This window comes from Marinobacter antarcticus, from assembly GCF_011049865.1.
Taxonomy (GTDB): Bacteria; Pseudomonadota; Gammaproteobacteria; order Pseudomonadales; family Oleiphilaceae; genus Marinobacter; species Marinobacter antarcticus_A.
In genome coordinates this window covers 1-25,301 of the sequence record NZ_DRGY01000057.1, presented here as the reverse complement: position 1 = coordinate 25,301, position 25,301 = coordinate 1, and the positions used below count along the sequence as shown (strand labels likewise).

Genomic DNA, 25,301 nt, shown 5'->3' with positions numbered 1-25,301 from the left:
CGAGGAGGCATTCAATGCTGAACATGGATTTTAACGAGGGAGTTGTCGTTCGCACCCGTGAGCAGGAGTGGGTTCGAAGCCCCTCTGGCGGAGTTGACAGAAAACCCCTGGCCCGGGAAGAAGCTGAACGTGGCCACGCCACCAGCATCGTACGCTACAACCCCGGCGCGTCGTTCAGTCGTCACGAACACCCGCGCGGTGAGGAAATTTTTGTTCTGGACGGCGTATTTTCCGATGAAAACGGCAATTACCCGGCCGGCACCTATCTGCGCAACCCACCTGGAAGTGGGCATACGCCGTTCAGCAAGCCGGGCTGTATTTTGCTGGTAAAGCTCCACCAGTTTAATGAGCGCGATTTAGCCACAGTGAGGATTAATACGCGAAACAGCGATTGGCTGCCTGGCATTGGCGGTCTTGAAGTAATGCCTCTTCATGAATTTGAGCACGAACATGTAGCGCTCGTTAAATGGCCTGCTAATGAAACATTTCAGCCCCACAGGCATTTCGGCGGTGAAGAAATCTTCGTGTTGTCCGGAGAGTTCTGTGATGAACATGGTCGTTATCCAGAAGGCTCCTGGCTAAGAAGCCCCCACTTGAGCCAACACCACCCGTTTGTAGAGCAAGAAACTGTTATCTGGGTAAAAACCGGCCACTTACCCTTCTGACGGTAACAACATCAGACAGACCCCAGTGCAACCCGGGGATTTTCCGCCCCGGACTATCAACCGGTGGCTTTGGCCTCTCTGTGAGTTAGCCAACGCAACATCAGCACACCGTGTATAACGAGCAGTGGTGCTGCAATCATCACGAGCGACGACCAGCCAACCCAGGAGAGAATGACGCCCGCCGATAAGGCGGCCGTTGCTTGCGAGCCAAACACAAAGATATCGTTGAGGCCCTGCACCCTGAACCGCTCTGCATCCGTGTAGCCACGAGGTAACAGGGTGGTACCGCCTACAAACAGGAAGTTCCAGCCAACACCCAGCAAGAGCAGTGCCGCCAGATAATGATGAAAACTGACGCCGCTGGCCGCCAGTACGACGCATCCCAGACAGGCAAGCATCCCAATTGACATCATTAACGGTATGCCGATCACACGAATTAGCCAACCGCTGATAAGCGATGGCAAATACATGGCCATAATGTGGAGCTGGATTACTCGTTTGGCAGCGTCCAGATCGTGTCCGGCCACTTCAGTCATGCTGAGCGGCGTTGCGGTCATGATAAAACTCATGACGGCATAGCCAATCGCAGCCGCGCTGATAGCAACCAGAATCAGAGGGTTAGCGAGGATTTCTCTAAGCGGTCTACCGCCACCTGTGTGAACTTTTCGTACCAACTCGCCTTGCGCACGGTAGCCAAAACCCAGTATCACCAAGGCTGCAAACTGGACAACCGCCAGTGCGACCCAGCTTGTGAGGAACGGGTAGATAGCATCTGGTCCTCTGCCAAGTGTCGCAATTTCAGGCCCTAGCCACGCCGCAACCAGACCGCCTAGCAATACCCGGGCCGCGGCTGAACCGGCGAGATTATCTGGCACTGACTCCATAGCCGCAAAGCGATACTGATGAACCACAGCTAGCCCGGTACCACCTACAACAGCAGCCAGACACAGTAACGGGAACAAACCAAGCCAGGACGCCAGGGCACCAAGAGTGCCTGCGAGCATGCCCATTAATGCCCCGAGCAGCATTATCCGCTTGCGCCCAAACGCCTGCATTAGCCAGGTAGCGGGCTTGATGGCTAAAACAGTGCCAACCACAACCAGTCCAACGGGTAAGGTCGCGTATTCCGGGGCCGATGCGAGCATGCGCCCCTGAATACTCCCAATGAATACAATGAAAGGCGCCGTGCACATAGCCAACGCCTGCGCCGCCACAAGTACCCATACGTTGAAGGGCATGGCTTATTTCTTCCTGTAGATGATTCCGGGATGGCACTGCACCATCTCGTAAAGCTCCGGCAGGCCATTCAGGGATTCCGAGGCGCCCAATATCAGGTAGCCACCGGGGTTAAGCGTGGCGTGAATGCGGGTAAGAATGTCTTTCTTTAAATCTGCAGAAAAGTAAATCAACACATTGCGGCACATCACAATATCGAACTTGCCCAGCATGTAGCGTTCTAGCAGGTTCAGCTCCTTGTAATCGATCATGCTTTTGATCTGCGGCCGGATCTGCCAACCACCGTTAGCAGACGGTGTAAAAAACTGTTTCTGGCGTTCCGGTGAAAGTCCTCGGCCAATCGCGATCATTTCATAGTCGCCGCGACGTGCTACCTCAAGTACGCTCTTCGAGATGTCCGTTGCCGTGATCTTTACCTCTCGCAGTTTTCCGGGCTTCTGGCGCTTGAACTCATCAATAATCATACCCGCCGAATAAGGTTCCTGCCCGGTAGAACAGGCAGCCGACCAAATCCGTAGAGGGGCAACAGAGGAGCGTGCCGCGAATTCCGGAAGCAGTTTGTCCTGCAGAATTCGAAACGGATGATTATCTCGGAACCAGAGGGTTTCATTGGTGGTCATGGCATCTATAACCACCTCCTTGAGGTTAGCTCGGCCCGGTTTTTTCAGTCGCGCCAATAACTCCCCAAGCGAGTTAAGCTCATTCTCTTCCAGGATTCTCCGTAACCGGCTTTTCACGAGATACTGTTTGTTTTCGCCCAGCAAAATACCGCACGCGTCCTGCAGGAACGTTTTGAAGGCTTCATATTCCTGTAGCGTAATTTCCGCTTTCATTGGATCTCAGTTATAAATAAATGATCGGACAGATAGCCGTGTCAGGCCTGATCGACTATGTCCATTATTCGCACAGCGAGCTCATCCGGGCTGAATTTCGCCATAAAATCATCCGCCCCGACTTTTTGTACCATCGCCTTGTTGAATACACCGCTTAACGACGTGTGGAGCATCACAAACAGATCTCTGAGCGCGGGGTCACTTTTAATCCGGGTGACCAGTGTGTACCCGTCCATTTCGGGCATTTCCACGTCGGAAATTATAAGTGAAAGATGTTCCCTCGCCTGAGAGCCGTCCTCCGTGATTTCTTTGAGGTACTGAAGCGCCTGTTTGCCGTCATTTCGAGTAATCACACCCATGCCAATGGCGATAAGGCAGCGCTCGATCTGGCGGCGGGCTACCGCGGAATCGTCCACAACCAGCACGGGAAGATGCCCGGGAGCTCGTTCAGCATTTTTACTTAAAACAGCCTCGGTTACATCCTCTTTCAGCGGAGAAACCTCTGACAGAATCTTCTCTACATCTATGATTTCGGCGAGCTTATCATCAATTTTTGTTACAGCCGTAAGATAAATATCCTTACCCGTGCCTTTGGGCGGCGGAAGAATATCTTCCCAGTTCATATTCAGGATTCGATCCACGGCAGTGACCAAAAAGCCCTGAGTTTTGCGGTTGTATTCCGTGATGATCACAAAGCTGTTTGGCAGGTCTTCCTGAGGAATTCCGGGTAGGCCAATAGCCATGCCAAGATCTATAACCGGGATGGTTTCACCCCGGGTGTGCGCTACACCACGTACAACGGCGCGACTGTTAGGTATGGAAAACAGCTTCGGGCACTGGAGCACTTCCTTTACCTTGAAAACATTAATGCCGTATATCTGCCGCCCGCGCAGACGGAAAAGAAGAAGCTCCAGGCGGTTTTGCCCAACCAGATTTGTACGCTGGTTAACACTGTCTAATACCCCTGCCATAGCAGTCTCCCCTCGCCGGCCGGGAGCGCCGGCATGCATCTTGCTGCAACTAAGAATAATTGCGGAGCGATAAAATAACGTCGCCCCGCAATAGAATTAGCCAAGTTAACGGCCGGAACACCGTAATCCTTAAGTATTTAAAGCAAATTTGTCGTATTACCGACAGCATAGGACAAACAAGGACATATGCGCATCAGGCTTTTAGTCTCATTTTTATTCATATCGGCCCTGTCCGGCACCGCGTTGGCGAAAACGACGGCGGAAGACATCCGTTTGGCGTCCACATCGTTTCTTGACGCTTTTGCCCGCAGCCAGGCTTTAAATGGATATCAGGTGACATTTGAGACGGGCAACGTTGATAGCAGAATTGCCCTCGCACCGTGTTCATCGCCCCTTGAGGTCGAATTCACCGGCGATCCCTGGACAAGTGAGCATCCTTCTATTCAGCTGGCCTGTAGCGGCGAACGCCCCTGGCGTATGTTTGTAACAACAACGGTCTCTATCAACGGCCCAGCGCTGGTTGCGGCCCGCCCCTTCGGCCGCGGCGAGCGCGTCACGGGCGGCATGCTTGAAACTCGCTCTGTTGTGGTTAACGCCAGCAGGCGAGGCATAATGACCGACGCCGACCTTGTTGAAGGCATGGTTGTGCGCAGGCCTGTCAATGCGGGTTCGGTTCTGACACCGGATCTTCTTGACGCTCCAGATGCCGTCACCCGGGGCGACCATGTTATTATTAGTGCTCGCAGTGGATCTTTTTCGGTTCGGTCCCGAGGCAAGGCGTTGGCTAACGCGTCGGTTGGTGAACAGGTTCTGGTAAAAAACCTCTCATCGTCTCGCACGGTGCGGGCGACCGTAACGTCTCCCGGACACGTCGAGGTGCCCATGTGACGGATTCTCCGCACCTAGACGGGCAAATTTTTTCCGCCGGCAAAGATCGTCCGCTGACGAATAGCTTTCAGCAATATCCGGTTAATTTGTTACAGAATGTTAATAAAAAGCGTATATCTGCCCCTAAAGTATGCCGGCACCCTGCCGCTAAGTAGATATAAATCCGATTCAGCCCATGAACATGCGGCTTAACCGCAAAGAAGGTAATGATATGTCAGTTGACTTAAATGGAATTGGCCAAGGCCAGGTCAACACCCAAAGAACAACGGCCGACAAGCCTGCTAACAGTCAGAGCGCCAAACAAGCTGTTCCTGAGCAGAACAACGCGAAGGCACAGAGCGCGCGCGACGGAAACGTCAATTTGAGCAGCCAGGCGAGGAATCTCAAACAGCTTGAACAGAAGCTGGGGGATTACCCGGAAATGGACGACGATCGGATCGAAGAGATTCGGTCGGCACTGGCGAATGGCACTTACAAGGTAGATGCAGAAAAGCTGGCTCAGAAAATGCTTGATATGGATCAAAGCATTTTCGGGTGAGTAAATCATGGCTGCAATTGATGATCTGAAGAACCTTCTGTCCCTGGATATCCGCCAGCTCCAATCACTGACGGATATTTTGCAACAGGAAAAGTCCTGCCTTTCCGGTTCCGATAGCAAAACGCTTGAGTCACTGACTCAGGAAAAGAACGCCGTTCTCGAAGAAATCCGGGAGCGCGCCAAGCAAAAAATCCGTGTATTGGTCGCAATGGGTTATCGGCCAGATAGCGGCGAGCCTTCCCGCTTTATCCGCAGCGCCGGCTTAACCGATCTATATGCGCTTTGGCAAGAAGCCGACTCGTCGCTGCGAGAATGCCATCTTCTTAACGAAAACAACGGGCGTATCATCAACCACCTGCAACAACGCCTGACCCGGCTTACAGACATTTTCCGGGGTGCCTCAGGCCAGCAAAAGCTGTACGGTGCCAAGGGTCAGCACACAACCGTATCGAGCCGCACGGTTCTTGCCAGCGCCTGACCCGTATACAGGTTGGATTTTACGAACCAAAGGCCACTCATCTATAGAGAACTCCGACAATGACGAATTTTGTAAAATCTTCAGGCAGCCTGATTCAGGTTGTGGTTATGATTCTCGGCTTGTCCTTTTTCACGCTTCAGGCCAGCGCACAGAACGACGAGGCCGGTGCGAAAGCCGAACTGCCTAAAATACGTATTCTTACGAGCGAGGGTGCCATTGAGCTACAACTTCGCCCGGACGTAGCACCGGAAACGGTTGAAAACTTTCTCCAATATGCCCGCGATGGCTTTTTTGCCGACACCATTTTCCATCGTGTCATTCCGGGTTTCATGGTTCAGGGCGGCGGGTTCGAAAGCGACATGACTCGCAAGCAAACCCGGGCCCCCATCCGTAATGAAGCGTCGGCAACCCTGCCCAATCTGCGCGGTACGGTTTCCATGGCACGAACCAACGCGCCGGATTCAGCAACGTCCCAGTTTTTTATTAACGTTGCCAACAACGATTTTCTGAACGCCGGCGTTCGTGGCGCAGGCTACGCGGTCTTTGCAAAGGTGACAGCAGGAATGGGCGTGATTGATACCATTGCCGGCGTGAAAACTGCACAGGTCAATGGCATGGCTGATGTGCCGGTGAATCCGGTCGTCATCGAGAGCGTTACCCTGCTGGAGTAACAGCGCACCACAGGACACCAGGATGACTTTCCCCACCGTTCCGCCGGCAATCGAGCCGGCAGAACTGACTTGGCACGACGGCCTGCCCGAATCAACGCAACTCGGGGGCAATTATTTCAGTCACCGGAATGAACTGGAAGCGCTCCGCTACGTGTTGAGTGAACACGGCGATCTGCCAACGCGTTTTGCTGCGGTTCCTCATGCCGGGTCGTTTGTCGTTGCACAAACCGGTTTCGGTACAGGCCTGAATTTTCTTGCCACGTGGCAGGCCTGGCAGAATCACGGCCCTTCTCATGCCGCGACACTCCATTTTGTTTGTGCTGAACCCTGCCCGTTTACCCCCCAGGATCTTAAAAAAGCGCTTTTGGCCTGGCCCGGACTCCGCGATTTTTCCGACGAGCTGATCGCCAATTATCCGCCGCTGATTCGCGGTACTCATCGCCTGCTTCTGGATGGCGGCAGAGTGCGATTGACCCTGTTCTTCGGCGATGTACAAGTCGCTTTTGATGCGCTGTGCTTCCAGGCAGACGCGTGGTTTCTAACTGAGTGCGCATCGGCTCAAAATCCGGAAGCATGGCTGGAGACGACCATTACCAGGGTTGGCAAGCACAGTAAGCCGGGCACCACCCTGGCAACCCCGTTCGCAGGCGAGCGTGCCTGGCGCCTGCTAAACGCCGCAGGCTTTCGTACGCAGACATCCAACGGGTTCATGGGCAAGCGCGATCTACTGAGCGGCGTTTTCCAACCGGACAAGGTTTCTCTCACCACAGCCAACGAAGCGCGCCCCCCCACCCCTTCGGTGTCTGTTATCGGTGCGGGTATTGCGGGGTGCTCGCTTGCAAATAACCTGGCCCGCAGAGGCTATGCCGTTACGTTGATTGATTCAGCAGATGAGGCCGGGTCGGCCGCCTCCGGCAACGTGCAAGGCGCTTTGTACGTAAAACTGGGCGTGGAATTCAATCACCAGACGGAACTGGCGCTCTCAGCGTTGACGTTCAGTCAGCGGTATTATGCGCCCTATCGCGACCAGTATTGGCACCCGACCGGCCTGCTGCAGCTTGCGTGGAATGCCAGCGAGCAGGATCGTCACCGTCGGTTTATCGCGCGCAATCAATACCCCGAAGACGTTCTGCGTGCGGTCACCCAGCCAGAAGCTGAACGCCTTACCGGCGCTGGCCTTGAGAGCGGCGGGCTATGGTTTCCGGGCAGCGGCTGGCTGAAGCCCGGCGAACTTTGCAAATCTCTCGCGTTGCATCCGGGCATTCTCCGGGTGTATGGCTTTTCGGTCTCACAGATAACTGCCGATGATGGCTCCTGGCGAGTGTCTGGAACTGACCCCAGCGTTGCAGGGATCCGCGCAGATCAGGTTGTAATCTGCGCGGGGCATCTAAGCCCACAGCTGATTCCGGGCTCTGGTAAATACCGCTTTAAAGCAATTCGCGGGCAAGTAACTCATGTGCCAGAGTCGCTGATCGTAAACCCGCAGGCGGTGATTTGCGGCGCCCGCTATTTTAATCCCGCCTGCGATAATGCGGGCGTGCGCTCAGCCGTTATCGGTGCAACGTTTGATCTTCACAGCGATGAGCCTGACACCACGGTAGAAAGTCATCGAGAAAATATCCGGGAGCTTTCAGCCATGGTTCCGCAGCTGCTGGACCCACAACTGGCCGTGGGTAACTTGCCTGAACAACTTGCAGGCCGCGTTGGTTTTCGTTGCACGACTCACGACTATCAACCGGTTGCCGGGCTTATGCGTGATGCCGAAGGACAGGAACTGACGGGGCTTTATCTTTTAACCGGTCTCGGGAGCAAAGGGCTTACCTATGCGCCCTTGCTCGCGGAGTTTGTCGCAGACCAGATATCAGGGCAGCCAACCGCCCTGCCCGGCTCCCTGGCCAAACGGTTGGCAACCAGGCGCATGCATCGGCCCCCAATAGCAGCGCCGTGATCCGTTACCGCTAACGATCTCCGTTGTGCTGCCGATACACTGTATGACCGGTGTGTTTTCCAGAGGATAAAACAGGTGTCCATTTTTGTCAGCGAGCCAGGCCGTCCCCTTGGGACAAGATTGCCGGAAGTTTTTCGGCGCCGCCGCGTGGGCGATGTCAGTGAACTGACCGAGAACCAGGCGATCGACCCCGGGCACAGTGACGCAACGGATGCCGAGTTTCAGTTGGCAGCGCAATCGGGTCGACATCGTGCCTTGGAAGAATACGGCGCGGCCGCGGCCGGTGAACGTAAAGATCAACGGCCCTATTTGCCCCTCTCATCAATCTGTTCACCGGTACTGTATTCCTTACCTGCCTCTGCGTCTGTCGCAGAGGCGATGACCATGATGGACGAGCGCAGTGCCAATCACCTCGTGGTTACCGCAGACCGTTATGTTGCCGGGCTTGTAGGGCGACAATGGCTGTTGGCCTGGCTTCACGAACATCAGGCCAATGCCTTGGATCAAACCCTGACTCACATCGAGTTGCCGGCGTTCCTGACGGCTTCCCCTGAAACCGACGCTCATCAGCTTGCAAGGTTGATGCTTGCACACCAACTCAATGCGGCACTCGTTGTCGACATTCAGGGCGAGCCCGTCGGAGTGGTTACCAGTACGGATTATCTGCGCCTTTACGCCAGCGTTGGCGGGCATCAAGGCAGCGTTTAGGGGCGCACTTAAAACAACTCATGCTCCTTTAACATCTCCAGCAACGCTTGCTCATCCAATACTTGCACGCCCAGTTTTTCAGCCTTCTCGAGTTTGGAACCCGCGGCCTCACCTGCCACAACGCAGGCCGTTTTCCGGGAAACACTGCCCGCCACTTTTGCACCGAGTGTTTCCAGCTTTTCCCGCGCCTCATCACGCGTCAGCTCTGACAAGGTGCCGGTTAGCACCCAGGTTTGTCCCTGAAGCGGCTTGGCGCCAGCGGTAATCTCCTCTTCTTGCCATTTCACGCCAGCGTCACGCAAGGCGTCGAGCGTTTCCAGGTTATGAGGTTGTTCAAAAAAACTGCGAATGTGACCCGCAACAATGGGCCCGACATCCTGCACAGCGACAAGGGATTCTTCATCGGCTTCAGCAACCGCCTCGAGGCTGCCAAAATGCGATGCCAGGGATTTGGCGGTGGCCTCACCCACCTCCCGTATGCCAAGCGCGTACAGGAAGCGCCAAAGCACTGGTTGCCGCGAACGATCAATGGCCGCCACGAGATTACTGGCTGACTTTTCGCCCATGCGCTCTAATCGGAGCAGATCCTTGATGGTAAGGTGATAGATATCCGCCACGGTGCTCACCATGGCGTGATCAACCAGGATATCGATCCACTTATCGCCCAGGCCCTCGATGTCTAGCGCCTTTCTCGACGCATAATGTCGGATCGCTTCTTTTCGTTGGGCAGGGCAAAAAAGACCACCTGAGCAGCGTGCGACTACTTCGCCTTCTATCTGGATGACATCTGAGTCGCAGACCGGGCACTGCTTGGGGAGCACAACCGATTTAGCGGTTTTCGGGCGCTTTTCGATAACCACTTTCACAACTTTCGGGATAACGTCGCCGGCCCGGCGAACAAACACAGTGTCGCCGATGCGAACGTCCAAACGGCGAATCTCGTCCATGTTATGAAGCGTGGCATTGCTTACCGTTACGCCCCCCACAAAGACCGGTTTAAGGCGTGCAACCGGCGTAACGGCGCCCGTGCGACCAACCTGAAACTCTACGTCTTCAATAACCGTCAGTTCTTCCTGTGCGGGAAACTTGTGAGCGATGGCCCAGCGTGGCGCCCGGGAAACGAACCCCAGGGTAGCCTGATAATCCAATCGGTTTACTTTGAAAACGATGCCATCTATTTCATAGGGCAGCGCATCACGCTTTTGCATCAGTTCTTCGTAGGCCGCGAGGCATTCGCTTACACCCAGGGCCTTACGCATCTCGGGATTGATCCGAAAACCCCACTGCCGAACCTGCTGGAGGCTCTCCCATTGCGTATCCGGCAACAGGCTATCGTCCGTGACCGCGACGCTGTAAGCGCACATTTCCAGTGGACGCCGTGCCGTGACCGTGGATTTTTTCTGGCGCAGGCTGCCTGCCGCAGCGTTTCGGGGATTTACGAACGTTTTATCACCATGATTCTCAAGCCGATTGTTCAGCGCCTCGAAACCGGCTCTCGGCATGTAAACCTCGCCCCGAACCTCCACCAGATCCGGAACATCGCGGCCTCTTATTCGAAGGGGTACCGAGGGAATGGTGCGAATATTGGCAGTGATATCTTCCCCGGCGTAACCGTCGCCCCGGGTGGCCGCGCGCACAAGCAACCCTTGTTCGTAATGCACGCTCACTGCAAGGCCGTCCAGCTTGGGCTCACAGACATATTCAATATCGTTGTCACTGCCAAGGCGCTCCCGCACACGACGGTCAAAATCACGCAGTTCCTCTTCACTGAATGCGTTATCCAGTGACAGCATAGGCAAACGATGAACCACTTCATCAAAGCTGGTTTCCGCCGTACTTCCCACACGTCTGGTCGGCGAATCGTCCGATACCAACTGGGGGTATTCCGTCTCGAGCTTCTGCAACTCCCGAAACAAACGATCGTACTCAGCGTCCGGGATACCGGGATCGTCCAGAACGTAATACTGGTAATTATGTTCATCAAGGGCGGACCGCAGTTCCTCTGCTCGTTTAACACTGCCCGCGGAAGGCTTGCTCATAGACTTGTGCTCTTGGCTGTCAAAAAAATGCCCGGATCACTCCAGGCATTATGATTTCAATTGTGACCCCGGGCGGCTCAGCGGCGCGGCGTCCGCTGTTTGCGCTCATACTCACGAATGCGCTGCCGGCAATGCTCAATGGTCTGGGCGGTCATCACACTGCGACGTTCATCCTTGAGCTCGCCACCAAGGTTACGAACCACGCACTGAGCCGTTTCAAGCATGAAATCAAAGGCCTGCATTGAACTGGTTGGCCCAGGCATGCTCATAAAAAAGCTGATGCCTGGCGTTGTCATAGCAGCCACATCATTGGGCTTGAACGTACCCGGCTCCACGGCATTTGCAACGCTGAACTGCACAGGGCTAATGGTGTCTTCCGCTTCGTGGCGGTGATAGATTTTCATATCACCATGAACCAGACCACAAGCTTCGAACAGCTTCTGCAACGCGCTTCCGCTGAAATCCTCACCTTGGCGGGAAAGCACGTTAATCACGATAACCTCACGGGCTTCCGGGCGATTGGCACCGGCAAGAGGCAGATTGGGATCGACGTCTTCAGGTTCCGGTGCGGACAGCAACTCGCCATCGTCCGCCCCCCAGCCGATATCAGCGGTTGGGTTCTCCTGGTCAACCGAAGAAAAACCGGCCTCTTCGTCAAAGTCGTCATGGTCCTCGGCAATGTCATCACGGTACTCGGCGCTATCCTCACTACGCTTGACACTGTCTTCAGCCGATTCCTGTATTCCTATCTCAGCTGCGGGCTCAACCGCAAGCGGGCGTGAATCGTCCGGCGACTTGGCATCTTTGCGCAAAAGATCGCGAGCAGGCCGGGTAGGCTTCTGCTGCTGAACACGGGAACGTGACGGTTTTTCACGCCGCACGTAACCGCGCTCTTCCAGCGTATCTTTCGAGATAGCCCTGGCCCCGCCGTTCGGGAGTTCGGAATTGTGTTCTTCATCCAGCGGCGACTCTTTGAGATCATTGGCGCCCATCCCGGAAGAGATCGCAATGGATTCCTTGCGAGCTCGACGCATGCGCCTCAAGCCGTCGATAACAATGCCGATGATAACCAGGGTGCCGATGGCAATTAACCATTCCCTAAGTGACATAGTGCTGCTGTCCTGTTTGCAGATCGGATCTGGGAGCGGGTGAAGGGCTCCGGGTACTACTCTAAAAGGTCTACTCTAAAAAAAGCGCGGAATGAATACAACGCAAAGCCACGTCACATGGCCTTTTTGTCATTCTTGGCGGAATTCCAATCAATCCGGTTTTCACGCCTCAGCCAGCGCAGCCGCCGCCTCCACGTCTACCGAAACCAGGCGCGAACATCCGGGCTCGTGCATGGTAACACCCATAAGCTGATCGGCCATTTCCATGGCGATTTTGTTATGGGTTATGTAAATAAACTGAACTTGCCCGGACATCTCCTTGACCAGATTGGCATAGCGCCCAACGTTCGCGTCGTCCAGCGGTGCGTCCACTTCATCCAGCATACAGAAAGGCGCCGGGTTTAGTTGGAAAATAGAAAACACCAGTGCGATGGCTGTTAGCGCTTTTTCGCCGCCGGAAAGCAGGTGAATGGTGCTGTTTTTCTTACCCGGTGGACGCGCCATGATGGCCACGCCCGTTTCCAGAAGATCCTCACCGGTCAGTTCCAGACTGGCATCGCCTCCGCCAAACACTTTTGGGAACAAAGCCTGCAGGCCTGAGTTGATCTGATCAAAGGTCTCTTTGAAACGCTGACGGGTTTCCCGGTCGATTTTGCGAATGGCCGTATCAAGAATATCCAGGGCTTCCGTGAGATCTTCATGCTGGTTGTCCAGATAGGTTTTGCGCTCGCTTTGCACTTGGTACTCATCAATCGCCGCCAGATTAATAGCGCCAAGGCGTTGAATACGGCTTCCGATTCGTTCGAGTTCCGCTGCCCATTCGTCCTGATTTGCGCTTTCTGGCAGTTGCGAAAGTATGTCGTGCAGCTTCACATCCAGCTCCGCAAGCTGCTCGATATAATTGCCAGAGCGGATTTCAAGGGCCTGGGATTCCATTTTCAGTTTTTCCAGCGTTGAACGCACCTCTTGAATCTGATGATCTGTGCCGCTTCTGCCCTGCTCTTTTTCCCGTACTTCACGATCAATCTCTTCCAACGCATCACGGGCCCGGCCCAGCTTGTCTTCCTCTGCCAGCCTTCGATCCAGCAACCCCTCAAGTTGCATCTGCAACTCTTCCATGGGCTCCTCTGCGCTTTCCCGGGACTCCCGGAGCAGTTCCAGTCGCTCCTCCAACCGTGCTTTGTGCAATTGCATGCGATCTATGGTCTGGCTCAGACCGTCGCGCTGACTGCTGAGTGATTGCAACTGTAGCTGCAATTGGTGCGCGTGATCCTTATCGTGGCGCGCCTCCAGCCGCAGACCATCGAGCTTTTCTCTGAGCAGATCTCGCTGTTCAAGCAGGCGTTCTTTTTCATCATCGCCCTCTTCTGTCAACATCAGCGCCTGCTGCCATTCTTCGCGGGCGACGCCGAGATTTTCCTGCTGCTCTTCCAGGTTCAGCGCAACCTCCGATACATCCTCGTGAATGCGCTCCAGGCGCGCATCAATCTGTTCGGCCCGAGCGCGAAGCCCGCTGATTCGGGAAGTCACCAGGCCGAGCTCGCGATCTCTTTCGCTCAACCGGGTCTGGGCATCGTTCCTTGCGGCTTCTGCTTTTTCGGTTCGTTCCTGCAAGGCTTCATAACGAGTTTTTATCTCTTCCAGAGACGGCTCCGCTTGTGCCAGTTGCCGCGTTAACTCGTCCACCTTTTTCTGTCGCTCGATAACGCCGATCTGCCCGGCATCAGAGTTCGGCATCAGTACCCAGTCCCGGGCAATCCAGGCGCCCTGTCGGGTGATCACACTCTGACCCTCTGCGAGTCCGACTCGCTTTAACAAGGCTTCATCGAGGGTTTCCGCCGTCTCAATGCCCGCCAGCATGGTCTGTACAGACGATATTCCATTGACGTTAGCCGCCAACCCCGGAGGTAGAACTGAGGCACCACCCTCGGCGCCCTGCTGGATAACGGCCAGACCTTTCGGTGCGCTTTCAAATGCCTGAGACAGCGAGCTGACATCTGGCAACACCAGACCTTGACTGAACCGCCCAAGAACCTGTTCCAGGGCAAATTCCCAACCATTGTCTATGCGAAGTTTGGCGGCAACCCGGGGCAAATCGTCCAGGCCATGTTTCGTCAACCACGCCTGCAACGTGTCGTTCTGCCCCCCCATTTGTTCGTCAAGCAACGCCTGCTGAGATTCCAGTGCGGCTTGCAGGCTCTGAACCTGTTGTTGGGCCCTCGTCAGGTTGTGTTCGGTATCACGCTGGTTCTGGCGTACATTCCGAAGCTCATCCTGCGCTGTTTCAATATGCTCGGCAGATTCATCACATTGCAGCTCCAGCGCTTCGTGCTGTTCCTGAAAGGCCTCAAGCTCTGTGCGATCAATCTGTCCGTCCAGCTGCGCCTGCTCCCCATCCAGTTTGCGTTGGCGCGCGAGCAACTGGTCTATTGCCTCTTCAAGTGAACGAATGCGGGACTGTGCAAGCTCGGCCTCGCGGCGGGCATCCGCAGAGCGTGCGCTGAATGCTTCCCAGCACTGCTGCCACTCGCTCATGGCGTCTTCTGAGCGCTGAAGGGTCTCACCGGATTCTTCCGAACGTATAGCCAGAGATTCCTGTTCCGGCTCGATCATGTCGAGTTCTTCGCGAACGTTTGCCAGTCTGTCTTCGTCCTGGCCGAGTTCCCGGGCAAGTTCACGCTGGTTGGCCATGGCCTGGTCCAGCTCTGCCGCAGTCTGTCGGCTGCGCTCGCGCTGATGCTCAAGGCTTTGCTCAATGCGGGCTATGTCCGCACCGGCTTCGTAATACCGTGCCTGGGCCCGGTTAAAGTGGTCGGTACGTTCGCGATGGCCATCCCGCAGCGATTCGAGTGTCGTGTCAAAGTGAATGCGATCGGTCAGTTGTTTTTCGAGCGCCAATTCGGTGTCGCGGATTTTGCCCCGCCAACTTTGCAGGTCGTCATCCAGTGACTGCCACCGCAACACCGTCAGCTCGGCCTTTTTCTGGCGTTCATCGTGTTTGTAGGATTTGTATTTTTCGGCTGCCGCAGCCTGTCGTTCGAGGTGTTGCAACTGGCGCCCAAGCTCTTCGCGCAGATCGGTGAGGCGCTCAAGGTTCTCCTGGGTGCGGCGCATCCGGTTTTCAGTTTCCCGGCGCCGTTCCTTGTATTTCGATATGCCGGCTGCTTCCTCAATGTAGGTTCGCAGCTCCTCCGGCTTGGCCTCAATCAGCTTTGAGATCATGCCCTGTTCGATGATGGCGTAACTTCGGGGCCCGAGGCCTGTACCAAGGAACAAATCGGTGATGTCCCGCCGCCGGCATTTTGAACCGTTAAGGAAATACTCTGACTGGCCTTCGCGGGAAACCCGGCGCCGCACAGAAATCTCGTTGAAGCGGACAAATTCACCGGGGGCCGAGCCATCGCTATTATCAAACACCAGTTCGATAGTCGCCTGACCTACCGGTTTTCGGGCACTGGAGCCGTTGAAAATAACATCGGTCATGGACTCACCCCGCAGGTATTTGGCGGAGCTTTCGCCCATTACCCAACGAACCGCATCGATGATGTTGGACTTGCCGCAGCCGTTTGGCCCCACTACCGCCGTCAAATTCGTGGGAAACGGCACCGTGGTAGGATCGACAAACGACTTGAACCCGGCGAGTTTGATGGATTTCAGGCGCATGTCACTGGCGCTCCTCCGCCCTGAGAGTATTCAATACCTGTTGACGCTGGTGTTCACCAAAGGCCTTTATTGCAGACTGCAAGCGATCGGCATCGCCACTCCTTGCAGCTTCTCCGAGGCGGCTGAAGAAGACCGCTGTTTGCCCGATACCTTCCCGAAAATTATCAAGGGCGACAAAATAGGTGCGGCTGATCGCCGGCCGAAAATTCTCCAGCGTTTGTTCAAGAAACGGGTTATCCACCAGACGATACGCGTATCGCATCACGCCAAAACCGGCATCCATTACTTTCTCCGCGGCATCGGGGCCAGGTGAAGTCACAGCCTGGATCACCGCTTCCACTTCCCTGACATGCCCTACAACGCCGCTCAGCTCATCATTCGTTCGACGTTCGATGACTTTGCGCCCAAGCATGCACAGCAGATCAATATAAATATCATAGAGGCTGTTAACGCTGGCCACCGTCAGGCTGGAGACCACAGCGCCCTTGCGCGGAAAAATCTCAACAAGGTGTCTGCGCTCAAGAATCAGCAAGGCTTCCCGGACCGAACCGCGACTGACGTTGAGATCGCCGGACACCTTGAGTTCCTGAATGCGGCTCCCAGGCGCCAGATCCCGCGTAACAATCCGTTGCCCCAAATGCTGGGCGATCTGTTCGGAAAGACTTTCTGCGGCCTGAAACGTCATAGGAAATGTTGCTCACTTCTGAAAACAGCGCGGATATAAGCACGAGAGTTTACCACAGGGATTCTTGATCCCCATCCCCCGCTTGAATCGCATGTTACGCCTACGGATGCATCGGCCGGACGAGGTTTGCCGTTTTTTTGACAGCACCAACCAAGCTTGCACTCAGACGAACTAAGGCACGTTAAAGGTAGCTCTTATGTTTCTGTTTTATATTTTTATTTTATGTTCGGGCATAGATACTGCATCCGCACTCCCAGAATCAGATCAATTCTGTCAGAGATCGAACCTCCGTGAAAAATATATCGTCAATACAGAGCGCCACCTCTCAGCCAAAAGATTTGGCCGTCTTGCGACAAGCCTATCAGGGCTGGTCGAACACACCAGACGTCTTCAGCAGGCTGACAAAGCGCCTGTCAACGACCCTGTCTCTGGAAATTCAGGTGGGTATTCTGGCAGAAGAACTGGGCGGCGTTATACCTTTTGATACCTTCACCTATCGCCATCAGATTGCTCACCGTGAGTTTGTGTATGCAACGGGGATTGGTGGGCGTCATCGCTGCGAATACAGGCTCAATCTTGAAGGTGTGAACTACGGAACGCTGTCGTTGAACCGGCGCCAGAAATTTTCGGAGGACGAGCTGAAAGGCGTTGAAATGCTCATCAGTGCGGCTATTTGCTCGCTGCGAAATGCCTGTCGGTTTATTACGATTGAACAGGCTGCGCTGACCGATGCGCTAACGTCCATTCCAAATAAACGCGCCCTGGACGAACATCTTCAGCGCGCAAGTTTGCTTGCCGAGCGTCATGCCGAAGAGTACTCGTTGATTCTGTGCGATCTGGACCATTTTAAAGCGGTGAATGATCAGCACGGACATGTGGTAGGCGATCATCTGCTGCGACTGACCGCCGGAGCGCTGGAAGCAGCCATCAGGAATTCCGATACCGTTTACCGGTTTGGAGGCGAAGAATTCGCTATTTTGCTGCCTCATACGGGTGAACAGGAAGCACGGGAAGTCGCCGATCGCGTTCGCGACGCCATCTCAACGCTTCGAGTGGACTGCGGGGGCAAAGATCTATCGGTAACGATCAGTTGCGGTGTGGCTCGCCATATGGCGGAAGAAGGCGCGGACCAATGGATAGCCCGCGCCGACGAGGCGCTTTACAGAGCCAAGGGTCAAGGCCGTAACTGCACAAGGGTGTTCGCCACCATCGGCTGAGCCGCCCGGCTCAGAATCACTATTGCCCTTATCGACCCGACTTGCCGGTACTTGCAGAATGGGCTCTACGAGGTCTTCCAGACCCTGTTTTTGGCTTGCCCGTTCCACTCCGGGGCTTATCAGGCCCACCATTGCGACTCGGCTTGGTATCGCTGACATCCCAGCGCCGGGTTCCGGGTTTTCTTACGCCACTGCCCGGGCTCTTTCTTCTCTGCCGGTCGTGTTTCGCTTGCTCATCAGGGGTTTTCTGCGGAATATCAATCGCGGCAAGACCAACCGTTTCGCTCAGAGCATCCACCGCTTTTTGCTCCAATTCTTCCCACTTGCCCACGGTGAGCCGGCTTGGTAAGAATATCGGCCCATAGCGTACACGCTTCAACCGACTGACACGCACGCCCTGAGACTCCCACAAGCGCCGAACTTCACGGTTCCTGCCTTCCAGGAGCGTAACGTGAAACCAGCGGTTAATTCCGCTGCCACCCGCCGGGCTCAAATCGCTGAATTTAGCCATGCCGTCTTCAAGCAAAACGCCCGTTATCAACCGTTGGATCATGGCGTCATCCACTTCGCCAAAAACCCTGACCGCGTACTCGCGATCAATCTGGCTTGAGGGGTGCATCAAGCGGTTAGCAAGTTCACCGTCAGTGGTAAACAACACAAGCCCGGTGGTATTGATATCCAGTCGGCCTATGGATATCCAGCGGTTATCCTTGAGCCTGGGTAAGCGGTCAAATACCGTGGGCCTGCCCTCGGGGTCTTTCCGGGTTGTCACCTCGCCTTCGGGCTTGTTATAAATGAGTACTCTACGCACCGTTTCAGCGGCGGCTGCGACCTCCAGCCGTTTTTCATCCAATTCGAAACGATCGCTCACCGTGGCTTTCTGGCCGGGTGTTGCGGCTTCACCGTTGACCGTAAGGCGCCCGGTTTCCATCCAGCCTTCGATTTCCCTGCGCGAACCGATGCCGGCACGGGCAAGAAGCTTCTGGATTCGCTCCGGGCCGTCATTGGAAATCGTATCTGCGGCTGGTTTTGCCTTTTTTCCGGGGCGTTCTGACGCCATGAAAATAATCCTTAATCGCTGACTGATACCCGAATGGTATCAGTGAATTGTATCGCCCGGAGGATTATCCTCGACGGGCTTTGCCGGCGCTGAATCGAATTCAATCTCGGCCTGAATATTCTTTTCAATCTCTCTGCCTATTTCATCAAGATCCCGAATCTCGGATAAGGGTGGCATCTGATCAAGGCCGGACAGATTGAAATAGTCCAAAAACTGTCGCGTTGTCGCATACATGGCCGGTCGACCGGGAACATCACGATGACCAACAACGCGAACCCACTCTCGCTCAAGTAGCGTACGAATGATATTGCTGCTTACCGCAACACCCCGGACATCTTCAATCTCGCCGCGGGTGATAGGTTGGCGATAGGCAATCAGGGCGAGGGTCTCCAACAGCGCCCGGGAGTAACGTTGAGGTTTTTCTTCAAACAGCCGGCTGACCCAGGGAGCGAACTCCTCACGAATCTGAAGCCTGTAACCGCTGGCCACCTTACGCAGCTCAAAACCCCGGCCCTCGCAGGCGCCACCAAGAAGCATCATGACGTGCTCCATAACCTGCCGGGCCGGACGCTCACCCTCCACAAACAGATCTCTTAACTGATCCAGTGACAGTGGCCTGCCGGCCGCAAGCAGAGCAGCTTCGGCAATCGCCTGAATTTTGGAAAGCTGTTCTTCGTTCATGATGGTTATTCCTTACTCGCCCTTGCCCACCCTTGTCCGGTGCAAAATGATCTAGCGGGAAGCCCGGGCACGCACGTGGATGGAGCCCAGCAGGTCTGCCTGCACCAATTCAATGAGTTGCTCTTTTACCAACTCCAGCGTTGCCAGAAACGTGACCACCACGCCAAGTCGCCCTTCTTCTATAGTGAAAAGGCTCTGAAACGTAACAAATTGATCGTCACGCAACGCAGACAGAATCGCCGACATGCGCTCCCGGGTGGAGAGCTTTTCCTTTTCCACGTGGTGGCTAATGAAAAGGTCTGCTCGTTTAAGAACTCCCTGAAGTGCAAAAAGCATGTCCCGAATGTCGACGTCCGGGTGCCGCTGTGCCGATGGCAGTTGTGGCAGGGATGCCGATACTATAAACGCGTCGCGCTCCAGACGCGGCAATGCATCGATATCTTCTGCAGCCTGCTTGAAGCGTTCGTATTGTTGCAGTCGGCGAATCAGTTCGGCCCTTGGGTCTGACTCCTCTTCTTCGTCACTTTCGTGTCTCGGCAACAGCATGCGGGATTTGATTTCTGCCAGCGTAGCGGCCATCACCAAATACTCTGCCGCCAACTCGAAGCGTATGGTCTCCACCGCTCCGATATAGTCCATGTATTGCCGGGTTATTTCACTCACGTCTATGTCCAGAATATCCATATTCTGTCGACGAATGAGGTAGAGCAAAAGATCGAGCGGACCTTCGAAGGCTTCCAGAAACACCGCAAGGGCATCTGGCGGGATGTAAAGATCACTGGGAATATCAATCAGCGTCTTCCCTGAAACCCGCGCCAACGGGGCCGGCTCTGGCTTGGCCGGCTTAACGATAACTCAGGCCCATTGCCGCCCGAACTTCCTCAAGCGTATCTCGGGCTGCATCCCGGGCATGTTCGCGCCCTTCCTGCAGAATCGAATGCACAAGATCCGGATTGTTTTCGTACTCAACCGCCCGCTCACGCAACGGGCGTTGCTCTTCCAGAATGGAATCGATCAATGGCTTTTTGCAGTCAAGGCAGCCAATACCGGCGCTGCGACAACCAACCTGAACCCACTCCTGTGTTTTCGCATCCGAATACACTTTATGAAGCCCCCACACCGGGCACTTCTCAGGTTCGCCCGGATCGGTGCGGCGTACCCGTTGAGGATCGGTCTGCATGGTGCGCATTTTCTGCGCCACGCTGTCAGGCTCTTCCCGCAAGCCAATGTAATTGTTGTAGGACTTGGACATTTTTTGTCCGTCCAGCCCCGGCATCTTCGATTCCGGCGTCAACAGCGGCTGGGGTTCGGGAAGAATCACCTTACCGCCACCCTCGATGTATCCATAGAGGCGCTCACGATCACCAATGGAAATATTCTGTTGTTCCATCAGCAAGGCGCGCGCCGTGTCCAGTGCCTCCAGATCGCCCTCCTCCTGGTAACGCTTTTTGAGAGTGCGATAAAGCTTGGCGTTTTTCTTACCCATCTTGACGATAGCCGACTCCGCCTGATCCTCAAACCCGATTTCGCGCCCGTAGATATGATTGAAACGACGGGCTATTTCACGGGTGACTTCAACGTGGGATACCTGGTCCGCGCCCACGGGTACCTTGCCTGCTCGGTACATCAGTATGTCGGCGGTTTGCAGCAACGGATAGCCCAGGAAACCGTAAGTTGCCAGATCTTTTTCCCGAAGCTTTTCCTGCTGATCCTTGTAGGTGGGGATACGCTCCAGCCAGCCCAAAGGCGTAATCATGGACAACAACAGGTGCAGTTCTGCGTGTTCGGGCACCTGTGACTGGATAAACATGGTAGACGACCCGGGATTCACACCAGCGGCCAACCAGTCGATCGCCATATCCCAGACGCTTTTTTCGATGCCAGAGGGGTCGTCGTATTGCGTCGTTAGCGCATGCCAATCCGCAATAAAGAAGAAGCACTCAAATTCGTGCTGGAGTTTCACCCAGTTTTTCAGCACACCGTGATAATGACCAAGATGAAGCTTGCCGGTCGGACGCATACCGGACAAAACCCGTTGCTGGGAATCTACAGAACTCAAAGCACGAACTCCTTCTTTTAAATGGGATTCGCCCATAATAGATCAGACGACTCGGCATTATAAATAAAAAACCCCCGCTCTGCAGAACAGAAACGGGGGTTTTGTGAAAGAAGCCAGCTTACCAGCCAGTTACTTCCTTCAGCGCCTTGCCGATTTCGGCGAGACTGCGCACAGTTTTGACACCGGCGTCGTTCAGAGCCGCGAACTTCTCATCCGCTGTACCCTTACCACCAGAAATGATGGCACCTGCGTGGCCCATACGCTTGCCCGGAGGTGCTGTAACACCGGCAATGTAGGAGACCACAGGCTTGGTAACGTTATCCTTGATGAACGCTGCCGCTTCTTCTTCTGCAGTACCGCCAATCTCACCAATCATCACGATAGCTTCTGTCTGCGGATCGTCTTGCAGCAGCCTCAGGATATCAATGAAGTTGGAACCCGGAATCGGGTCACCACCGATGCCTACGCAGGTAGACTGGCCGTAGCCGAAGTCTGTGGTCTGCTTGACCGCTTCGTAAGTCAGGGTGCCTGAACGGGATACAATACCGACCTTGCCTGGCTTGTGAATATGGCCCGGCATGATGCCGATCTTGCATTCACCCGGCGTGATAACACCCGGGCAGTTGGGCCCGATCATGCGAACGCCTTTACGATCAACGTATTCTTTGGCGTACAGCATATCGATGGTCGGAATGCCTTCGGTGATGCACACGATCAGCTCAAGACCGGCATCTGCAGCTTCAATGATGGCGTCTTTACAGAACGGAGCGGGAACGTAGATCACGGTTGCCTGGGCGCCGGTTTTTTCTACCGCTTCACGTACGGTGTTGAACACCGGCAGGCCCAAGTGCTCGGTACCGCCTTTGCCCGGGCTTACGCCACCGACCATTTTGGTTCCGTACTCGATAGCCTGCTCAGAGTGGAAGGTACCCTGTGCGCCGGTAAAGCCCTGGCAGATTACCTTGGTGTCTTTATTAATCAGGATGCTCATTATTTACCCCCTGCGGCTTTAACGACTTGGTCTGCAGCATCGGCAAGGCTGCTGGCGGCGATGATGTTCAGGCCACTTTCAGCCAATACCTTGGAGCCCAGCTCTGCGTTGTTGCCCTCGAGACGAACAACCACGGGCACTTTAACGCCAACTTCTTTCACCGCTCCAATGATGCCTTCGGCAATCATGTCACAGCGTACAATGCCGCCGAAAATGTTAACCAGTACAGCTTGTACTGCGTCGTCAGACAGAATGATTTTGAACGCTTCGGAAACGCGCTCTTTGGTAGCACCGCCGCCAACGTCCAGAAAGTTAGCCGGGCGACCGCCGGAGAGCTTGATGATATCCATGGTACCCATGGCCAAACCAGCACCGTTCACCATGCAGCCAATGTTGCCTTCAAGCGCAACGTAGTTCAGTTCCCAAGCTGCGGCTTCCGCTTCGCGGGCGTCTTCCTGTGAAGGATCACGCATTTCCTGCAGTTTTTTCTGGCGGTAAAGCGCGTTGCCGTCAACACCGATTTTGGCGTCCAGGCAGTGCAGATCGCCAGCCGGAGTGATGACCAGCGGATTAATTTCCAACAGCGCAAGGTCGTAGTCTTCAAACAGTTTCGCCAAGCCCATAAAGATCTTGGTGAACTGACCAATCTGCTTGCCCTCAAGGCCAAGCTGGAACGCCAGATCGCGACCCTGGTATGGCTGTGCGCCTACCAGCGGATCGATTTCTGCTTTCAGAATTTTTTCCGGAGTTTCTTCCGCAACCGTCTCAATTTCAACGCCGCCCTCGGTGGACGCCATGAAAACGATACGACGAGTGCCACGGTCTACCACCGCACCCAGATAAAGCTCCTGATCAATGTCCGTCAAGGATTCAACCAGAATTTTGCTGACCGGCTGGCCGTGCTCGTCAGTCTGGAAGGTGACCAGTTTCTTGCCCAGCCACTGCTCTGCGAACGCGCGGATGTCGTCGGTGCTCTTGACCAGCTTTACACCGCCGGCCTTACCGCGGCCGCCCGCGTGAACCTGGGCCTTCACAACCCAGCTATTGCCGCCAATCTTTTCTGCCGCTGCTACAGCTTGATCTGCGGTATCGCAGGCAATGCCTTGTGATACCGGCAAACCATATTCAGCGAAAAGCTGTTTGCCCTGATATTCGTGCAAATTCATAGTTAGTGTCCCGCTTTTTGATGGAGGATAACCACACAACCGGAAATCAGCTATTTTTATGGTAAAGGGGCGCCCTATTTGGCGCCCCTGCTTCCTGGTTTGCGTTACTTCTTTTTGCGACGGTTCGCAATGTGAATCGCGCCATCGTTGACTGCCAGCGCTGCCTCGTGCACAGACTCAGAAAGAGTCGGGTGTGCAAAACAGGTCAGAGCCAGATCTTCTGCACTGGAGCCAAATTCCATGGCAATAACGCCCTGAGCAACGATTTCCGATGCTTGTGGGCCCACAACGTGAAAGCCCAGAATTCGGTCAGTCTTTTCATCGGCAATGATTTTCACCATGCCAGAGGCGGAATTCGCAGCCATTGCGCGACCGTTCGCTGCAAACGGGAAGGTACCAACCTTATAGGCCTCACCTTCACCCTTGAGCTGCTCTTCGGTTTTGCCTACCCAGGCCACTTCCGGCGACGTGTAAATCACGTTTGGAATGCAGTCATAATTGACTTGGGGCTTATGGCCAGCAATGCGTTCAGCGACCATAACACCTTCTTCCGACGCCTTGTGCGCCAGCATGGGGCCACGTACCACATCGCCCACTGCCCAGACGCCTGGTGCGTCTGTTTTGCACTTCTCGTTAACAAAAATGAAGCCACGCTCATCCATGTTAACACCTGAATCTGCCGCTAGCAGATTGTCAGTGTATGGCCGACGGCCTACGGCAACAATCAGCTTGTCGACTTTCAGCTCCTGCTTGCCCTTGCTATCTTCGTAGCTTACATAAACAAGCTTACGCTTCACCTCAGCGCCCGTCACGCGGCCGCCCATTACGATGTCTAGACCTTGCTTACGAAACTGCTTCAGCGCGTCCTTGGCAATCTGTTGATCAACCGCAGGCAAGAAAGTGTCTTGGGCTTCCAAAACAGTTACTTCCGACCCTAACCGGGCCCAAACGCTGCCCAACTCAAGTCCGATCACACCCGCACCGATAATACCGAGGCGTTTGGGAACTTCTTCAAATTCCAACGCACCTGCGGAATCCACAATATAACCTTCCGTCATTGGAGCGGGCGGTATATCGATGGGCTTGGAACCGGTGGCAAGAATAACGTTTTCAGTTTCGTAGATTTTTGTCTTGCCGTCGTTATCCGTGACTTCAACCTGACGGTTCGCCAAAAGCTTGCCGTGCCCGTGAATCGCAGTAACGCCGTTGGCTTTGAACAGCCCCGCAATACCACCCGTCAACTGCTTTACGATGCCGCTTTTGCGCTCCATCATCTTGGCGATGTCGATTTTGACATCCTTGGCGATGATGCCCTGCATTTCGTAATCGTGACTCGCTTCTTCAAACTTGTGGGAAATTTCCAACAACGCTTTCGAAGGAATGCAGCCCACGTTCAGGCAGGTACCACCAAGCACCTGGCTTTTGCCATCTTCGGAGTTCCACGACTCAACACAGGCGGTTTTGAGGCCAAGTTGCGCGGCTTTTATGGCGGCAACATAGCCACCCGGGCCTGCGCCAATGACGATTACGTCGTACTTATCAGACATAGTTAATCCTGTTTTCCGATTCGTTAAGTGTCGGCTCAGACGTCCAGCAGAATACGCGCCGGGTCCTCGAGCATTTCCTTGATGGCCACAAGGAACTGCACCGCCTCCTTGCCATCGACCATGCGGTGGTCATAAGACAGAGCAAGAT

Annotated in this window: 23 protein-coding genes; 8 read left to right on the top strand and 15 right to left on the bottom strand. The window is 54.8% G+C overall.

The window, feature by feature from the left end; translation table 11 throughout:
- Positions 1-14 precede the first annotated feature (14 nt).
- Positions 15-665, top strand: coding sequence for a cupin domain-containing protein (locus ENI00_RS07410; protein WP_304100923.1), 651 nt, complete (start codon positions 15-17; stop codon positions 663-665).
- A 56-nt stretch (positions 666-721) separates the two neighbouring features.
- On the opposite strand, the gene ENI00_RS07405 is transcribed toward ENI00_RS07410, so the two are convergent.
- From ENI00_RS07405 to ENI00_RS07395, 3 genes are read right to left on the bottom strand one after another with little or no spacing between them, the layout of a single operon-like run.
- Positions 722-1,903, bottom strand: a complete 1,182-nt coding sequence (locus ENI00_RS07405; RefSeq protein ID WP_304100921.1) for an MFS transporter — start codon at positions 1,901-1,903, stop codon at positions 722-724.
- 3 nt (positions 1,904-1,906) lie between these two features.
- Complete coding sequence (locus ENI00_RS07400; protein ID WP_304100919.1) at positions 1,907-2,734, bottom strand: CheR family methyltransferase; 828 nt, start codon at positions 2,732-2,734, stop codon at positions 1,907-1,909.
- Between the two features lie 41 nt (positions 2,735-2,775).
- Positions 2,776-3,705, bottom strand: coding sequence for a chemotaxis protein CheV (locus tag ENI00_RS07395; RefSeq protein WP_304100917.1), 930 nt, complete (start codon positions 3,703-3,705; stop codon positions 2,776-2,778).
- A 186-nt stretch (positions 3,706-3,891) separates the two neighbouring features.
- Between ENI00_RS07395 and flgA the strand changes: the two genes are divergently transcribed.
- The 6 genes from flgA to ENI00_RS07365 all read left to right on the top strand — a co-directional run bounded on the left by flgA (position 3,892) and on the right by ENI00_RS07365 (position 8,936).
- Positions 3,892-4,593 (top strand): flagellar basal body P-ring formation chaperone FlgA, encoded by a 702-nt coding sequence (flgA, locus tag ENI00_RS07390; RefSeq protein ID WP_304100915.1) that lies wholly within the window; start codon positions 3,892-3,894, stop codon positions 4,591-4,593.
- Between the two features lie 211 nt (positions 4,594-4,804).
- Entirely contained in the window at positions 4,805-5,131 is a 327-nt protein-coding gene (gene flgM, locus ENI00_RS07385) for a flagellar biosynthesis anti-sigma factor FlgM (RefSeq protein ID WP_304100914.1), read from the top strand.
- A 7-nt stretch (positions 5,132-5,138) separates the two neighbouring features.
- Positions 5,139-5,609 carry a flagella synthesis protein FlgN gene (locus ENI00_RS07380; protein ID WP_304100912.1) on the top strand — a complete coding sequence of 157 codons (471 nt, stop codon included), beginning with the start codon at positions 5,139-5,141 and terminating at the stop codon, positions 5,607-5,609.
- Between the two features lie 59 nt (positions 5,610-5,668).
- Entirely contained in the window at positions 5,669-6,280 is a 612-nt protein-coding gene (locus ENI00_RS07375) for a peptidylprolyl isomerase (RefSeq protein ID WP_304100910.1), read from the top strand.
- Positions 6,281-6,302: 22 nt separating this feature from the next.
- The gene (mnmC, locus tag ENI00_RS07370) at positions 6,303-8,228 is read left to right on the top strand and encodes an FAD-dependent 5-carboxymethylaminomethyl-2-thiouridine(34) oxidoreductase MnmC (protein WP_304100908.1); all 1,926 of its coding nucleotides are present in this window, start codon (positions 6,303-6,305) and stop codon (positions 8,226-8,228) included.
- Between the two features lie 75 nt (positions 8,229-8,303).
- Positions 8,304-8,936: a CBS domain-containing protein gene (locus ENI00_RS07365; RefSeq protein ID WP_304100906.1), complete on the top strand. Its 633-nt coding sequence runs from the start codon at positions 8,304-8,306 to the stop codon at positions 8,934-8,936.
- Between the two features lie 8 nt (positions 8,937-8,944).
- Here the strand turns inward: ENI00_RS07365 and ligA are convergent, their stop codons facing one another.
- The 4 genes from ligA to ENI00_RS07345 all read right to left on the bottom strand — a co-directional run bounded on the left by ligA (position 8,945) and on the right by ENI00_RS07345 (position 16,432).
- Positions 8,945-10,975, bottom strand: coding sequence for an NAD-dependent DNA ligase LigA (gene ligA / locus ENI00_RS07360; protein WP_304100904.1), 2,031 nt, complete (start codon positions 10,973-10,975; stop codon positions 8,945-8,947).
- Between the two features lie 77 nt (positions 10,976-11,052).
- Positions 11,053-12,084 (bottom strand): cell division protein ZipA, encoded by a 1,032-nt coding sequence (gene zipA / locus ENI00_RS07355; protein WP_304100902.1) that lies wholly within the window; start codon positions 12,082-12,084, stop codon positions 11,053-11,055.
- 162 nt (positions 12,085-12,246) lie between these two features.
- Positions 12,247-15,747, bottom strand: coding sequence for a chromosome segregation protein SMC (gene smc / locus ENI00_RS07350; protein WP_304100901.1), 3,501 nt, complete (start codon positions 15,745-15,747; stop codon positions 12,247-12,249).
- Position 15,748: 1 nt separating this feature from the next.
- Positions 15,749-16,432: a GntR family transcriptional regulator gene (locus tag ENI00_RS07345; RefSeq protein ID WP_304100899.1), complete on the bottom strand. Its 684-nt coding sequence runs from the start codon at positions 16,430-16,432 to the stop codon at positions 15,749-15,751.
- Between the two features lie 290 nt (positions 16,433-16,722).
- Here ENI00_RS07345 and ENI00_RS07340 point away from each other — a divergent pair, with 290 nt between their 5' ends.
- Complete coding sequence (locus ENI00_RS07340) at positions 16,723-17,649, top strand: GGDEF domain-containing protein (RefSeq protein ID WP_304100897.1); 927 nt, start codon at positions 16,723-16,725, stop codon at positions 17,647-17,649.
- 28 nt (positions 17,650-17,677) lie between these two features.
- Here the strand turns inward: ENI00_RS07340 and rluB are convergent, their stop codons facing one another.
- From rluB to ENI00_RS07300, 8 genes are all read right to left on the bottom strand, one after another.
- Entirely contained in the window at positions 17,678-18,709 is a 1,032-nt protein-coding gene (gene rluB / locus ENI00_RS07335; protein WP_304100895.1) for a 23S rRNA pseudouridine(2605) synthase RluB, read from the bottom strand.
- A 39-nt stretch (positions 18,710-18,748) separates the two neighbouring features.
- Positions 18,749-19,390, bottom strand: coding sequence for an SMC-Scp complex subunit ScpB (gene scpB, locus ENI00_RS07330; RefSeq protein WP_304100894.1), 642 nt, complete (start codon positions 19,388-19,390; stop codon positions 18,749-18,751).
- Positions 19,391-19,441: 51 nt separating this feature from the next.
- A complete protein-coding gene (locus ENI00_RS07325) occupies positions 19,442-20,209 on the bottom strand; it encodes a segregation and condensation protein A (RefSeq protein WP_414674227.1) in 768 nt (255 codons plus the stop codon).
- A gap of 25 nt (positions 20,210-20,234) precedes the next feature.
- A complete protein-coding gene (locus ENI00_RS07320) occupies positions 20,235-21,449 on the bottom strand; it encodes a tryptophan--tRNA ligase (protein WP_304100893.1) in 1,215 nt (404 codons plus the stop codon).
- A gap of 118 nt (positions 21,450-21,567) precedes the next feature.
- Positions 21,568-22,440 carry a succinate--CoA ligase subunit alpha gene (sucD, locus tag ENI00_RS07315; RefSeq protein ID WP_304100892.1) on the bottom strand — a complete coding sequence of 291 codons (873 nt, stop codon included), beginning with the start codon at positions 22,438-22,440 and terminating at the stop codon, positions 21,568-21,570.
- Entirely contained in the window at positions 22,440-23,606 is a 1,167-nt protein-coding gene (gene sucC, locus ENI00_RS07310; protein WP_304100890.1) for an ADP-forming succinate--CoA ligase subunit beta, read from the bottom strand. The genes sucD and sucC overlap by 1 nt, the downstream gene beginning before the upstream one ends.
- 104 nt (positions 23,607-23,710) lie before the next feature.
- Positions 23,711-25,153, bottom strand: a complete 1,443-nt coding sequence (gene lpdA, locus ENI00_RS07305) for a dihydrolipoyl dehydrogenase (protein ID WP_304100888.1) — start codon at positions 25,151-25,153, stop codon at positions 23,711-23,713.
- 35 nt (positions 25,154-25,188) lie between these two features.
- Positions 25,189-25,301: 2-oxo acid dehydrogenase subunit E2 (locus tag ENI00_RS07300; RefSeq protein ID WP_304101083.1), on the bottom strand; the 113-nt coding region annotated here is incomplete at its 5' end.